Below are 14,982 nucleotides of genomic sequence, written 5' to 3'. Positions count from 1 at the left end.
ATGCCGGCATATTCATTCAATCAATTAAGTGCGTTGCGTGCAGAGATATGTCCACCTCGGAAACGCTCGGACAACCGGAGAATAGGAGGGCGCCCTCCGCGCCGCAACGTGCATTTCGGGCGGCGGCACTCGATCGCGCGTCCTCTCCCGAGCAGCTTGATCAACTTGTGATCGTCACCAAGCCTGCCGACTGGATCATCACCGCCGTTTTCCTCGTTGCGGTGGCGGCCGCAGTCGTGTGGAGCATTTTCGGGCGTGTGCCCACCCGGGTCTCCGGCGAGGGAATCCTGATCAGCAATGGCGGCAAGGTCGTCGACGCGGTGTCGGCCGCTGCGGGCCGGTTGCAGTCCGTTGCCGTCACGGTCGGCGACCACGTCGACCTGGGTCAGCCGATCGCCCAGATCGTCCAGACTGATATTGAGCAGAAGCACAAGGCGGCGATCGAAGTGCTCCAGGAGCGCCAGCGCGAATACGCCGACCTCAAATCGAAAGTCGCGGCTGAGCTCGTCGCCAAAAGACAGAATCTCGAGAAGCTCGAAGCCGCACTCGAACAAGTCATCAAGGCGACGGGCCAGCGCATCGACTATCTCTCGGTCGACGTCAAGAACCTCGAGGGTCTGCTCGCGAAGGGATATACGACACGTCGCAATCTGGAGGACCGACGGCAGGAACTGACCGATGCCCAGCAGCGCCGACTTGATGCACAGAACGAGATACTCAAGCTCAAGGCGCAGCAGACGGACCTGGAGACACAGCGCGAACGCGACGTTCAGCAATCCGAATTCACCCTGAACGAAGCGCGTCGGCAAGTGAACGCAGCCGCCGAGCAGCTGAGCCAAAACACGCAGGTGCTCAGCCCGATGGAGGGGCGTGTGCTCGAAGTGAAGATCTCTCCCGGTTCCGTGCTCACGGTGGGCATGCCCGTGGTACAGATCGAAAGCGAGGGCAACAAGCTCCAGGCCGTCGTCTATATTCCAGCCGAACACGGCAAGCAGATCAAGCCGGGGATGCAGGTCCATCTCGAGCCGAGCACCATCAAGCGCGAGGAGTTCGGCATGATGCTGGGTACGGTGGTAAGCGTCTCCGACTTCCCGATGACGCCTCAAGGCATCGGCGCGGTACTGCACAATGAAAGCCTGGTGTCCCGCTTCTCTCACAATGGCGCCCCATATGCCGCCGAGGTGATGCTTCAGGAGGATGATTCCACCGCGACGGGCTATCGCTGGGCGGTTGGCAAGGGACCCGCCGCTCATTTGACGAGCGGGACCCTGGCGCGCGCGGAAATCACGACTCGGCGGCAACGGCCGCTCGATCTGGTGATCCCCTTGATCAGGCACCTCACAGGAATCGATGGATAAGCCCTCTCCTCCGTCGGCAAGCGCGTGGCACGGTCGCCTGTCAGGATTGCTGCGCAAGAAGGTGAAGCAGACCCCCGTCGTGCTGCAGATGGAGGCGGTCGAATGCGGCGCTGCGGCGCTCGCCATAATTCTCGCCTATCACGGCGCCTGGATTCCCCTGGAGCAGCTCCGCATTGCCTGCGGCGTGTCGCGCGACGGAAGCAAGGCCAGCAATATTGTCCGGGCGGCACGACGCTATGGCCTCGTTGCAAGAGGGTACAGTGTCGAGCCGCCCGCGCTGACCCAGCTTCCGACGCCCTGCATCATCCACTGGAACTTCAATCATTTTGTGGTCCTGGAGGGCATCAAGGGCGCCCATGCCTATATCAACGATCCTGCGACCGGCCGCAGGCGCATCGGCATGACCGAGCTCGATCTTGCCTTCACCGGAGTGGTATTGGTCTTCGAACCCGGCGAAGAGTTCAAGATGGTCGGCAGCAAGCCCAACGGGATCGGGCTGCTACTGCGAGAGTTGCGTCACTCAAGGGCGGCGGTCGTCCTGCTGGTGATCGCGAGTATCGCGCTCGTCGTTCCAAATATCCTTGCCGCAGGTTTTTCCAAGATATTCGTCGACAATATCCTGATCCAGCACAACGAAAGCTGGCTTATGCCGCTCCTGATCGGAATGGCGCTGACGGCGGCTTGTCGCGCGGTGATGGTCGCGGTTCGCCAGTCGGTGGTGCTGCGGCTGCAAGCCAAGCTCTCTGTTGTCATGACCAGCCGCTTCCTCTGGCGTGTGATGGCGCTGCCGCTGGAGTTCTTTACCCAGCGCCATGCGGGGGACGTTGCCAGCCGCGTCGCCTCCAACGAGCAGATCGCGCGCCTCTTGTCCGGCGGCATCACGATGAACGCGCTCAGCCTGACGTCGGTGCTTCTGTTCGCCGCCGCGATGGCGGTCTATGACCTCAGCCTGACGGTGCTGTGCGTCGCAATCGCCTTCCTGAACGTTCTCCTGCTTCGCCTGGTCGGGGCACGACGGCAGGAGCTCAGCTACCGGCTCGCGGTTGAACAGGGCAAGCTCCTGGGCGCTACGGTGGGCCTGGTGCGGACCATCGAGACCATCAAGGCGAGCGGCCTGGAGGACGATGCGTTTGGCAAATGGGTCGGGCTCCAGGCCAACAACCTGAACGCCGGACGGAGGCTCGGCGCATCGGCCATCATCCTGGACATGGTGCCGACGCTGCTCTCCGGCTTGATGGTCGCCGCGATCCTCGGCCTCGGTGGCTTGAGGGTCATCGAAGGTTCGCTGACGCTCGGTAGCCTGGTCGCATTCCAATCCCTGGCGGCGAACTTCTCGGAACCCTTCGAGAATCTCGTCAACTATTTCGGCGGCTTGCAGACCATCAAGGGCGCGCTCGAACGGCTCGAGGATGTCCGCAAATACCCGCTCCGGCCAACGCCATCCGACAAGGCAGTCGGTAACATTCCGCCAAAGCTTGCCGGCAGGGTCGAGCTTCGCAACATCAGCTTCGGCTATTCGGTTCTGGAACCGCCATTGCTGGCCGACCTGTCGCTGACGATCCCTGCGGGATCGCGTGTGGCTCTTGTCGGCGTCTCCGGAAGCGGCAAATCCACGCTCGGAAAATTGGTCTGCGGGCTGTATGAGCCCTGGACGGGAGAAATTCTCTTCGATCAATGGAAGCTGGCGGATCTTCCGCCACAAGAGTTCGCAAATTCCGTCTCCTATGTGGACCAGGATATATTTCTGTTCGAGGGGACCGCGCGCGACAATCTGACCCTGTGGGATTCAACGGTGGACGAGCGCGCCTTGATCGCCGCGACGCGGGATGCGTTGATTCATCACGACCTGGCCACGCGTCCCGGAAACTACGACTGCCACATCAATGAAGGCGGAGGCAATTTCAGCGGAGGACAACGCCAACGCATCGAGATCGCCCGGGCGCTGGTCTGCAATCCGTCGATTCTCGTCCTGGACGAAGCAATGGCCGCCCTCGATCCGATCACTGAGAAAGCCATCGACGACAACCTGCGACGCCGAGGCTGCACGTGCATTATCATCGCGCATCGCCTGAGTACGGTGCGCGACTGCGACGAAATCATCGTCCTGGAGCATGGCCGGATCGTGGAACGCGGTACCCACGAACAGCTTGTCGCGCTCCAGGGCGCCTACACAAGGCTCGTGACAAGCGAATGAGCAACCCTTTCGCCAACGACGAGTTTGCGACCGGAAGGCCCTTTGCAGCCCCCACCCCTCGTCGCGCGGCGATCGATCCGCGGCATCCCATTCTCCTCGACGAACGCGATCAGGTACTGGAGGTGAGTGCCGGTCATGTCGACATCTTCGCGGTGGAGATGGACGGCGTCCGACATCATCTGCTCCGATGTGAAGTTGGTGAAGTCATACTGGACCTGCACTCGGCCTGCGAAAGATCGGCAATTCCGCTGCGAATCGTCGCAGTCGGGGGCCCCGACGCCGAGATCGTCACAGTCCCGCGCAGCGAGTTCGCCACGGATCGCATATCCGGCTGGATCACCCGGCTATCCACGCTCGCGGCCCGCTCGGCTCGACCGGCCGACGCCTCCGAATTGATCGGCGGCGAAACCAGAGAACTGCATCCGGGCGAACGTTGCCGCGGCCCGAAACGGAGCATCGTCTGGGCCCGCATCGAAACAGGAAGCGTCAAGGTATTGGATCTCGACCTCGAGCTCGAGGCCGGAGAACTCTCCGTTCCGTTCACAGCGGAGATCTGGCTGGAAGCCGGAGAGGATGGTTCCAGGATCATAGCGGAGCCGGCCGCGCTAGAATTGCCTCAGCTCTGGCCGGCGCTTGACCGCTTCCATGTCGCGATCGCCGCCGGTCTGGCGCGGTCGCTGGGACATGAACGGTCGTCCGAGCGGCAGCAACTCACCCGGCGAGCCGAACTTACCCGCGCGCGGACGCTGGATGCCCTTGAGCGCCTGTCTGAAGTCGTCACCGCGCCAACCGGTCGCGCGCAGGTCGAGCTGGATACCAGCGATCCCCTGCTCGCAAGTTGCCGACTTGTCGCCGACGCATTGGGAAGCTCCATCACTCATGCGAGCCGAACCCATCCCGCAGGCCAGAGCTTCGACGACATTCTGCAGATCGCGCGTGCATCGCGGTTACGAGTTCGCCGCGTCCGGTTGCGCGATCGCTGGTGGAATTCAGATGCCGGCCCCCTGCTCGGGCACCATGGGCCCGACGGCGATCCGGTCGCCCTGATCCGTGACCGACGCGGCCGGTACATCATGATCGATCCGAAACAGGGACGGCGGCAACCGGTCAGCCGCTCGGTTGCAAGCGCTCTCGCACCGGAAGCCGTGAGCTTCTACAAAACCCTCCCCGCGCACCCGCTTCGCTATCGTGACCTGTTGTCTTTCGCGACCGGAGGCCTCTCCGGCAGCATGGTCCGCATGGTCCTCACGATCATTGCCATCGGATTGCTGTCGCTGATACCGCCGCTGGTGACCAACCTGCTGGTCAATTCCGTGATCCCTCGCACGGAGATCGACCAGCTCGTCGTTTGCGCGGCAGCGCTTTCCGTCACCGCGATCGCGATGGCCGGACTGCAAGGAATGCAGGGACTGGTCACGCTCAGGCTCGAAGGCCTCCTCGACTACAAGCTGCAGGCCGCCCTGATCGATCGCCTGCTCCGGCTACCGGCGTCTCTGTTTCGAGACTACACGACCGGAGATCTGGTCGACCGTTCGATGGGCATTGAAGCGACGCGCCAGATCGTTACCGGACGGACCTTGCGTGGCTTCACATCGGCCCTGTTCGGCATGTTCAGCATCGGGCTCATGCTCTACTATGACCTCAGGCTCGGCAGCATCGCGCTACTGCTGATCGCTTTCCGGGCGGCTGCGGTGGTCGCAACCAGCGCGGTACGAATCTACTACGAGAGCAAGCACTTCAATCTGCAGGGCAAGGTCAGCGGACTTGTGCTGCAACTGATCGCTGGCGTCGGCAAGCTTCGCGTGGCGAACGCAGCAAGTCGCGCACTGGCGCGATGGTCGGGACAATTCGCCGTTCAGAAGCGCTACTTCGTCGCCTCGCAACGGGCGGCCAACGTTCTGGTAGTCTTCGAGACGGCCTTCCCCCTTCTCGCCACCTTGATCATTTTTGCGATCGCCTCGCGCACCAACAGTCAGCTCTTGACCAATCTCGGCGCCTTTCTCGGTTTCCTCTCCGCGTTCGGCCAGACCACGGCAGCGGTCGGCAACTTTGCCTCGAGCATGAGCGAATCGCTGGTGGTCATCCCCCATCTCGCCAGGATGAAACCGATTCTCTCCGCTGCCGCAGAGATCGCAGAAGACCGACGGCCGGCCGGCGAGCTCGTGGGCGAGATCGAGTTCTCCGGCGTCACCTTCCGCTATATCGAGGGTGGACCTACGGTTCTTGATGACATCACCCTGCGCGTTTCGCGGGGAGAGTATGTGGCAATCGTCGGCCCTTCGGGCAGCGGAAAATCCTCGCTGTTGCGATTGCTGCTGGATTTCGAACGACCGGAAGCCGGGACGATCTTCTATGATGGCAAGGCATTGAACACGATCGAGACCAATGACGTGCGCCGCCAGCTCGGCGTTGTGCTGCAGGACACCAAGCTGGCAACGGGTAGTCTGTACGAAAACATCTGCGGCGGCGTCGAGCTGACGCTCGACAAAGCCTGGGAGGCCGCACGGCTGGCGGGGCTCGACAACGATATTCGACAGATGCCGATGGGTATGCACACCCTCGTTGCAGAAGGCATCAATACGCTCTCGGGTGGACAGCGCCAGAGGGTCCTCATTGCCCGCGCGCTGGCACGTTCGCCGCGCATCCTGCTTTTTGACGAAGCAACGAGCGCGCTCGACAACCAGACCCAGGCGATCGTGGGCGCGTCGCTCGAGCGGCTGAACGTCACGCGGATTGTTATCGCACATCGGCTGAGCACGATCCGCCATGCGGATCGAATCGTGATGCTGGTCGGCGGCAAGATCGTGCAATCCGGAAGCTATGACGAACTGACGAGCGGAACCGGCCCATTTGCGGAGTTCGCGCGGAGACAGCTTGTGGCCTAGCTGCTTCGTTCGCTCCCCGCGAAGCCGATCTGCCGGTCGGCTGGTAGAGCGCGCAGGTCGTGCTACAAGGTCGTAGTGACGGTCGCGGCCGCGGAAGTTTACGGCCGCCCCGAAGACGGCTGCCCGCTGGTGCGATAAATGCCAGATCGACCGCGCCGCGACGAACTCTGGGAGGACGATGATGCAGTTTTATCTCGACGGCTATGCCCCCGGCGACCCCGACATCCTCGCGCCGGCGCCCGGCGCCGAGGCGCGCAGCGCGGCCCTCCCCGCGGCCTGCGACGTGCTCATCGTCGGCGCCGGCCCGGCCGGCATGCTGCTCGCCGCGCAGCTTTCGACCTTCCCTTGCATCAGCACGCGGCTCGTCGAACGCCGCGAAGGTCCTCTCCAGGTCGGACAGGCTGACGGCGTCGCCTGCCGGACGGTCGAGATGTTCGACGCATTCGGCCTGAGCGCGAAACTGATGCGCGAATCCTACTGGGTCAACGAGACTGTGTTCTGGCGGCCCTCGCAGGATGATCCATCGAAGATCGCGCGCACCGGCCGCGTGCAGGACACCGAGGACGGACTCTCTGAATTCCCGCATCTGATCGTCAACCAGGCGCGCCTCTTGATGTATCTCCAGGAGTATGCCGCAAGGTCGCCGACGCGGTTCGCACCCAATTTCGGCACGGAGTTCGTCGGCCTCACGGTGGAGCGCGACGGTGAACATCCGGTCGTCGTGACGGTGAAGGATGTCGCGACCGGCGAGCAGAAGGTGGTTCGCGCGAAATACGTCGTCGGCTGCGACGGCGCGCGCAGCGGCGTGCGCGAGGCGATCGGCGCGAAGCCGCAGGGCGATTTCGCCAACCACGCCTGGGGCGTGGTCGACATGCTGGCAGTCACCGACTTCCCCGACATCCGTCTCAAGGCAGCGATCCAGTCGAAGACCGAAGGCAACATCCTGCTGATTCCGCGCGAGGGCGGCTATCTCGCGCGGCTGTACGTCGACATGGGCGAGATCGACCCGAACAACCGCGACGCCTTCCGCCAGCACACGCAGGAGACGGTGATCGCCACAGCGCAGCGCGTACTGAAGCCCTACACGCTCGACGTGCGCAGTGTCGCATGGTTTGCGGTCTATCAGGTCGGCCAGCGTGTCACGGACCGGTTCGACGACGTTGGGGACAAAACGGACCGCACGCCGCGCGTCTTCATCGCGGGTGACGCCTGCCATACGCACAGCGCCAAGGCCGGGCAAGGGATGAACGTGTCCATGCAGGACGCCTACAACCTCGGCTGGAAGCTCGCCGCCGTGCTCGAGGGGCGTGCGAAGCCGGACCTGCTTCGCACCTACACGACGGAACGCTACGCGGTTGCACAGCGCCTGATCGATTTCGACAAGGAGTGGTCGAAGATCATGGCATCGCCGCCCAAGGATCCGGCACATCCCGAGCGCGGCGGCGTCGATCCGGCGGAGCTGCAGGCGTATTTTACGATGTCGGGCCGCTACACTGCCGGCGTTGCGACGCTCTATCCGCCACAGACCTTTCTGACCGCGCCAGCGACGCATCAGGCGCTCGCGAAAGGCTTCACGATCGGCATGCGCTTCCACTCCGCGCAGGTGGTGCGCCTCGCCGACGCGAAGCCCATGCAACTCGGTCATGCGGCGCGCGCGGACGGCGCGTGGCGGCTATACGCCTTCGCGGACGGCGGGGGTCAGAAACTGCGTGCGCTGATGACGTTCCTCGCCAAGTCCGATCGCTCGCCGGTGAAGCGGTACACGCCGGAGGACGCCAACATCGACAGCGTCATCGACGTACGCGCGATCTTCCAGCAGGGGCATCGCGATCTCAAGGTTGATGAACTGCCCCCGATGCTGCTACCGCGCAAGGGAAAATTCGGGCTGATTGACTATGAGAAGGTGTTCACGTCCGACGTGAAGAACGGGCCGGATATCTTCGTTCTGCGCGGGATCGACCGCGCGAACGGCGCACTGCTGATCGTGCGTCCCGACCAGCATGTCGCGAACGTCCTCCCGCTCGATGCACACGACGAACTCGCTACATTCTTCGAGAGGTTCCTCGTCGCGCAGGCATAAGCCCGGCTTGCCACGCGGCAAGGATCACGTTCACGACGGCCACGGCATCGTTGGCTTGGAACCAGGCGAAGGTTCACTTCACCGAAAAGCCGTGCGCGTACGGATCGCGATCATCGATGAAGATCGTGTTGTAACCGGTCATGCGTGCCCAACCAGCGATGGATGGCACGATGGCGCCACGGCTGGCAACCTCGACCATGGCCTCAACCCGACCCTTGAAGAGTGAGCCGATGATCGATTCATGCACGAACTCATCGCCGGCCTTGAGCTTGCCCTTCGCTGCGAGCTGGGCCATGCGGGCGGACGTCCCGGTACCGCACGGTGAGCGGTCGATGGCCTTTTCTCCATAGAATACGGCGTTGCGGGCATGCGCCTCCGGCTTCGTCGACTTGCCGGTCCACTGAATGTGGCTGAGACCGTTGATCTGCGGCTGTTCGGGGTGAACGAACTCGTACTTCTCGTTGAGCGCGGCGCGAAGACGCGGCGACCATCCCACGAGCTGCCCTGCAGAATGGTCCGCTATATCGCGAAAGTTTCTTTGCGGCTCGACAATAGCGTAGAAGTTACCCCCGTAGGCAACGTCGACAACAATCTCGCCGAGTCCCTCGACCTCGGCGGCCAACCCTTCGGCGTAAAGGAAACTCGGTACGTTGGTGAGCTGCACTTCCTCGACAAAGCGACCTTCCTGCCGATAGACAATCTCGACCTTTCCGGCCGGAGCGTCGATCGACAACCTGCCCGGTTCGCGTGGCCGAATGAGGCCGTTCTCGATGCCCATTGTGACGGTTCCTATGGTGCCGTGCCCGCACATCGGAAGACACCCAGACGTCTCGATGAACAGCACCGCCAGGTCGCAGTCGGGGCGCGTCGGCGGATAGAGGATCGAGCCGGACATCATGTCATGGCCACGCGGCTCGAACATCAGGCCAGTACGGATCCAGTCATATTCTCGAAGGAAGTGGGATCGCTTTTCAAGCATGTTCGAGCCCTCAAGGTGGGGGCCGCCGCCGAAGACGAGGCGCACCGGATTTCCGCATGTGTGCCCGTCGATGCAGGAAAACGTGTGCGTAACCATGCTTCACCTTCGCTGACTTCGGCGCCTTGTCACCATGGCGATGACCGATAGCTGTGCCGGAGCATATGGCGAAGCGCGCACGATGCACAGTGCGTCAGGTCAATCTGACCGTGGCGGATCAGAAGCTGTTGGTCGTCAACGAGACGTTGCATCCGGGCGTGAAGCGCCCGGATGCCGGAACGGATCAGTGTTGCGGCCGGGTCAGGAGCCCGTCATGAATGAGGCCCTCGCCGTGCGAAACCGCAGCTTCGATCTGACCATGATCGAGCCGACCGGTGTTGCTGGCCAGATGCTGGTTCAGCAGGGCAAAGCCATGGTTTACCAGGGTCGATGTCGGGCCTGGGGCGGTCGTGGGCGCAGTATCCGTCACGGTAATGGTCTGCGATGCGGAACTCGCAACGGTGCCGGTGACGGAATCTAGGCATTTGGTTAATGAGCAAAAATGGCGAAAAAATCCTCAAGTGTGATTTTTGCACACGCGCTTAGTGCCCGCGTGCCAATCAGAGGAAGCCGGCCATAGGTGGACATCGAAAATTGCGAGGGCAGACCCAACGCCACCTTGGCGATTGGAGGACGAGCATCATCAGTCGCTCACGCAACCCGGCTGGTCGTGACGCGCGATGCGCAATGGATTGCGGGCGCAAACGACTGAGCGCGAGAACGGAAAGGTGGAATTTGTCAGAATGGTCAGGTGACGGATTGCCGGAATGGCAACCCTGCATCGCCGCCAGGCTCTCGAGGTCATTGGTGGGCGCACCAGGGCTCGAACCTGGGACCCGCTGATTAAGAGTCAGCTGCTCTACCAACTGAGCTATGCGCCCGGAACCGGTCCGGAAATGACCCTCGCGAGAGGGCCGTCGTTTAGCAAAGCGATTCCGGTATGTCCAGCAATCGAAGGCAACTTTTCCCATCTTTTGGCGGTGTCGTCACCGTGCGAGACGCCGCCGGAATCCGGCGGCTTTTCCATGGGTTAGACGGGGCGTCCTGGCCGGCCCTCAGAGCCGGCCGGAGCGCTCCTGATCCGGCCCGCCGTCATGGTCGAAATGGTCGCGGTCGAAGCGGTCGTGGTCACGGCTGCCACGCTCCCAGCGGTCCATGCCGCGCTCGAGGCGATGGCGGCGCCAGCCTTCGGCGCCAAAGCCACGCCCTTCCATGTGGGTGAGCATGGTCAGGCGGCGCTTCTGGCCGTCGTCGAGCGTCTTGTAGAGCGGATCGGCGGCGTCTGCGATCTTCGTCAGCGCAGCTGCGGTCGCCCCCATGTTCTCGGCGCGCTCGCGGAGCCTGGCGACCGGATTCTCCGGCTTCTCGGCCTGCCCGGCATCGGGCTTGTCGGCATCGGCCTTGTCGGCGGCCATCCGCGCATTGGCGCGATCGATCCGCATCTTGGCGAAGTCGCGCACCGCGGCCTCGACCGGCGGCCACAGCTTCTCCTGGTCCGCCGTCAGCTTCAGCCCGGCGTGGACGCCGGCGATGCGCGCGTCGAGGAAGGCGGCCCGATCCTCCGGGCTCATCCGCATCTGGCTGTGGAACCATGGACGATGCTGGGCATAGACCACGGTCGAACCTGCAATCGTGAGCGCCGCGACACCGGCGAGCAGAACTTTCTTCATACGAACCTCCTTTGAAGGTTGCTTGAAGATGATGCGCCAGGAGAGCGCCTTCAACTTACCGATTGGACAGGGAGACCTCTCTTACCAAGATGTAATCCCTTCCGAAACAACCAGACACGAAGCCGATTTCGCATGAACCATGTTGCGCTAGATCATCCCCAGCAATCGCGGCAGCCACAGCGAGATTTCCGGCACGTAGGTGATCAGGCCGAGGAACACCAGCATCGCGCAAAGCCACGGCAACACCGAGATCGTGATCTCGCTGATGCCCATCTTGGCGATACTGCTTGCGATGTAGAGATTGAGCCCGACCGGCGGGTGGCACAGCCCGACCTCGGTGTTGACGATCATCAGGATGCCGAGATGCACCGGATGGATGCCGAGCTTGGTCGCCAGCGGAAACAGGATCGGCGCCATGATCAGGAGGATCGACGACGGATCCATCACGTTGCCGGCCAGCAGCAGGATGACGTTGACGACCAGCAGGAACATCCACACCGAGAAGTTCTTGTCGATGATCCAGGCCGCCATCTCCTGCGGGATCTGCTCATGCGTCATCAGGAAGGAAAACAGCACGGCGTTGGTGATGATGTAGAGCAGCATCGAGCTCATGCTCGCCGCCTGCAACAGCACCTTCGGGACCTCGGTCAGCCTCAGTTCCTTGTACACGAACACCGTGATGAAGAAGGCGTAGGTGGCGGCGACCGCGGCGGCTTCCGTCGGCGTGAAGATGCCGCCATAGATCCCGCCGAGCACGATCGCGATCAGCGAGAGGCCCCAGATGCTCTCGCGGAACGCCTTGAACTGCTGCGCGAAGGTCGCCTTCGGCATCTTCGGATAGCCGTTGCGCCTGGCGACGAAGAAGGTCACCGCGGCCAGCATCAGCGCCAGCAGCACGCCCGGCACGATGCCGGCCATGAACAGCGCGCCGATCGAGGTGTTGGTGGAGACGCCGTACAGCACCAGGATGATCGAGGGCGGCACCAGGATGCCGAGCGCGCCCGAGGTCGAGATCACGCCGACGCCGAAACGCTTCGGATAGCCGTGATCGACCATCGCCGGCATCATGATCGATCCGATCGCGACCACGGTCGCAACGCTCGAGCCGGAGATCGCCGCGAACATCGCGCAGGCCGCAACGCCGGCAAGCCCGAGCCCGCCGGGCAGATGCCCTACGAGCGATGTCGTGAACGCGATCATCCGCCGCGCCACGCCGCCGCGGGTCAGGAAGGTGCCGGCCAGGATGAAGAACGGGATCGCCATGATGCCGAAATTGTCGAGGCCCGAAAACAGCTTCAGGCCGACGCTCTCGATCGGCACCTCCGTCATGGTGAACAGGAAGGTGAGCACGGTCAGGCCGAGCGAGATCGAGATCGGCATGCCCGTCAGCATCAGGGCAAACAGCAGTCCGAAGATCAGGGCTGCGCTCATCACGCTTCTCCAAGCGCGATCGGCGCGGTCTTGCTGGTCTCGACGCCCTCGACATGGGAGGCGTCATGGTGCGGCAGCTCGCCGGTCCGCCAGTAGGCCCAGCACACCTGGAGGAAGCGGAAGCACATCAGGTAGGAGCCGAGCGGGATGCAGGCGTAGACGATCCAGCTCGGGATCTCCATGTCGGGCGACACCTGGTCGGTGTGCATCAGCTCGAACACGAATTTGGCGCCCATGGTGCCGACGATGCCGGTGAACAGCGCGCCGCCGAGCAGGCCGAAGGTGATGGTGCGCTTGCGCCAGTAATCATTGAGCCGGTTGATCAGGACGTCGACGCCGACATGGACGCCGGCACGCACGCCATAAGCGGCGCCGAACTTCGCCATCCAGATGAACATGTAGATGCAGAGTTCCTGCGACCATGCGAGGTTGATGCCGAACAGGTACGGATAGAGGAACGGCACGTCCACCAGGAAGCGGTGCAGGACGGTGACGAAGGTCAGCAGCGTCGCGGCGCCCATCAGGCTCGCGATGATGATTTCCTCAAGCCTGTCCAGAATTCGTAAGAACATCTTTCCCCCAGTCATGGCCGGCCCTCGGCCAGAGCATCGACCCCCTCTCCCCGCTCTTGCGGGAGGAGGGTTGGGGTGAGGGGCTCCTTCCGCGAGCACAATGACGGTTGCGCGCGCGGAGACTCCCCCTCACCCGAAATTCAAGCTGCGCTTGAATTCCGACCTCTCCCCGCACGCGGGGCGAGGTGACCCAACCTTAGTTCATCGGGCTGCGGCCCGTCTCTTTCAGGAATTCGTCGATCAGGGGCTGACCGACACGCGAGGCGACCTCCTTGTAGACCGGCATCATCGCCTTGCGCATCGCCTCGTCCTGCTCCGGCGTCAGCGAGATGATTTCCGTCTTGCCGGCCTTCTTGATCGCTTCGAGCGCGTCGTCGTTCTCCTTGGCCGACTGGCTGTTGCCGAATTCGGTCGCTTCCTTCATCGCCTTGTTCAGTTCGTCGCGGATGTCGGCCGGCAGGCCGTCCCAGAACTTCTTGTTCACGACCACGACGTAGCCGATGTAGCCGTGGTTGGTGACGGTGGCATATTTCTGCACCTCATGCATTTTCTGGGTGTAGATGTTCGACCAGGTGTTCTCCTGGCCGTCCACGACGCCGGTCTGCAGCGCCTGGTAGACATCCGAGAACGCCATCACCTGCGGGATCGCGCCGAGCGCGCGGAATTGAGCTTCCAGCACCTTGGACGACTGGATGCGGAACTTCAGGCCCTTGTAATCGGACGGCGCGACCAGCTTCTTGTTCGCGCTCATCTGCTTGAAGCCGTTGTCCCAGTAGGCCAGGCCGGTCATGCCCTTGGAATCCAGCTTCTGCAGCAGCTTGGCGCCGAGCGGCCCGTCGGTGACCTTCCGCAGCGACTTCAGGTCGGGCAGGATGTAGGGCAGATCGAACACCTCGAATTCCTTGATGCCGATCGGGCCGAACTTCGAATTCGACGGCGCCAGCATCTGCACCGCGCCGAGTTGAAGCGCCTCGAGCTCTTCCTTGTCCTTGTAGAGCGTCGAGTTCGGATAGACCTCGACCTTGACCTTGCCGTTGGTGTACTTCTCGGCAAGCTCCTTGAACTTGTCGGCCGCCTTGCCCTTCGGGGTGTCGGACGCCACCACGTGGCTGAACTTGATCACGATCGGCGACTGCGCCGAGGCCGGCCCCACAAAAGCCGATCCGACTAGAGTCATTGCCGCGATCGACGCCGCAGCCAGAATGAATTTACGCATGTTTCCTCCCGCGTCATTGCGAGGCGCGAACTGTCGCCCCGGACATCCGGCCGCACCATTACAGACAAGCCGTAGCGAACGCCATTGCCCCTTTAGCAGGGTCCGATGCAGGCAATTGCTGCACCGCAAAATTCGCCGCGACGGTATCCCCTGCGGCTCTTGCGACCGCTCGATGACATCGCCGCACGCTGTGCCCTGTGAAGCCTGCGAGGTCAATGCGAGGTTCGGCAATGGCGGGTTCGCCGGGCGCGAATGCACACCGCCGTCGGCGATGAACCCGTTTGTCATTTGCAGACATCACGGTTTCGGTGTCATCGCCCGGCTCGACCGGGCGATCCGGTATTCCAGAGGCAGTTTTGCTTGGGCCGAGGAGCCGTGGCGTACTGGATCGCCCACCTTCGCGGGCGAAGACAATTGAACAAGTATGCGCGTTCTCGCGACATGAGTGCCCGAGTCTTGCCGCTCATTCCGCCCCTCATCTCAGAGAGGGCGCAGGGAAAGCCGGGTGCCGATCGCACCCATGGGCCCCGTGCAAGGTAGAAAGCACGGGGGTAGGACCAC

At 62.7% G+C, this 14,982-nt stretch carries 11 protein-coding genes and 1 tRNA gene; 6 read left to right on the top strand and 6 right to left on the bottom strand.

Features of this window, described 5'->3' with window-relative positions; translation table 11 throughout:
- Window positions 1–47 precede the first annotated feature (47 nt).
- The 4 genes from JQ586_RS34780 (at window position 48) to JQ586_RS34770 (ending at window position 8,517) form a co-directional block, all read left to right on the top strand.
- Complete coding sequence (locus JQ586_RS34780; RefSeq protein ID WP_212399152.1) at window positions 48–1,358, top strand: NHLP bacteriocin system secretion protein; 1,311 nt, start codon at window positions 48–50, stop codon at window positions 1,356–1,358.
- On the top strand, window positions 1,351–3,552 hold the full coding sequence (locus tag JQ586_RS34775; RefSeq protein ID WP_212399151.1) for an NHLP family bacteriocin export ABC transporter peptidase/permease/ATPase subunit: 2,202 nt from the start codon (window positions 1,351–1,353) through the stop codon (window positions 3,550–3,552). Before JQ586_RS34780 ends, JQ586_RS34775 begins: the two co-directional genes overlap by 8 nt.
- Window positions 3,549–6,437, top strand: a complete 2,889-nt coding sequence (locus JQ586_RS40845) for an NHLP bacteriocin export ABC transporter permease/ATPase subunit (RefSeq protein WP_312017062.1) — start codon at window positions 3,549–3,551, stop codon at window positions 6,435–6,437. Before JQ586_RS34775 ends, JQ586_RS40845 begins: the two co-directional genes overlap by 4 nt.
- Before the next feature lie 181 nt (window positions 6,438–6,618).
- Entirely contained in the window at window positions 6,619–8,517 is a 1,899-nt protein-coding gene (locus JQ586_RS34770; RefSeq protein ID WP_212399150.1) for an FAD-binding monooxygenase, read from the top strand.
- Between the two features lie 73 nt (window positions 8,518–8,590).
- Here the strand turns inward: JQ586_RS34770 and JQ586_RS34765 are convergent, their stop codons facing one another.
- Complete coding sequence (locus JQ586_RS34765; protein WP_212399149.1) at window positions 8,591–9,592, bottom strand: 4-hydroxyproline epimerase; 1,002 nt, start codon at window positions 9,590–9,592, stop codon at window positions 8,591–8,593.
- 214 nt (window positions 9,593–9,806) lie between these two features.
- On the opposite strand from JQ586_RS34765, the gene JQ586_RS34760 reads away from it, so the two are divergent.
- Window positions 9,807–10,013: a hypothetical protein gene (locus JQ586_RS34760; protein WP_212399148.1), complete on the top strand. Its 207-nt coding sequence runs from the start codon at window positions 9,807–9,809 to the stop codon at window positions 10,011–10,013.
- A gap of 324 nt (window positions 10,014–10,337) precedes the next feature.
- On the opposite strand, the gene JQ586_RS34755 is transcribed toward JQ586_RS34760, so the two are convergent.
- The 5 genes from JQ586_RS34755 to JQ586_RS34735 form a co-directional block, all read right to left on the bottom strand.
- Window positions 10,338–10,413: transfer RNA gene (locus tag JQ586_RS34755), tRNA-Lys, on the bottom strand.
- A 174-nt stretch (window positions 10,414–10,587) separates the two neighbouring features.
- On the bottom strand, window positions 10,588–11,202 hold the full coding sequence (locus JQ586_RS34750; RefSeq protein ID WP_212399147.1) for a Spy/CpxP family protein refolding chaperone: 615 nt from the start codon (window positions 11,200–11,202) through the stop codon (window positions 10,588–10,590).
- A gap of 147 nt (window positions 11,203–11,349) precedes the next feature.
- Window positions 11,350–12,633 carry a TRAP transporter large permease gene (locus JQ586_RS34745; RefSeq protein WP_212399146.1) on the bottom strand — a complete coding sequence of 428 codons (1,284 nt, stop codon included), beginning with the start codon at window positions 12,631–12,633 and terminating at the stop codon, window positions 11,350–11,352.
- The gene (locus JQ586_RS34740; protein ID WP_212399145.1) at window positions 12,633–13,205 is read right to left on the bottom strand and encodes a TRAP transporter small permease; all 573 of its coding nucleotides are present in this window, start codon (window positions 13,203–13,205) and stop codon (window positions 12,633–12,635) included. The genes JQ586_RS34745 and JQ586_RS34740 overlap by 1 nt, the downstream gene beginning before the upstream one ends.
- A gap of 196 nt (window positions 13,206–13,401) precedes the next feature.
- Window positions 13,402–14,421, bottom strand: a complete 1,020-nt coding sequence (locus tag JQ586_RS34735) for a TRAP transporter substrate-binding protein (protein ID WP_212399144.1) — start codon at window positions 14,419–14,421, stop codon at window positions 13,402–13,404.
- A 115-nt stretch (window positions 14,422–14,536) separates the two neighbouring features.
- Between JQ586_RS34735 and JQ586_RS34730 the strand changes: the two genes are divergently transcribed.
- Window positions 14,537–14,839 carry a hypothetical protein gene (locus JQ586_RS34730; RefSeq protein WP_212399143.1) on the top strand — a complete coding sequence of 101 codons (303 nt, stop codon included), beginning with the start codon at window positions 14,537–14,539 and terminating at the stop codon, window positions 14,837–14,839.
- Window positions 14,840–14,982 lie beyond the last annotated feature (143 nt).

Source organism: Bradyrhizobium jicamae, assembly GCF_018130215.1.
Classification (GTDB): Bacteria; Pseudomonadota; Alphaproteobacteria; order Rhizobiales; family Xanthobacteraceae; genus Bradyrhizobium; species Bradyrhizobium jicamae_A.
Note: the sequence above shows the minus strand (reverse complement) of the source record. Positions and strands in the feature narration are given on the sequence as shown.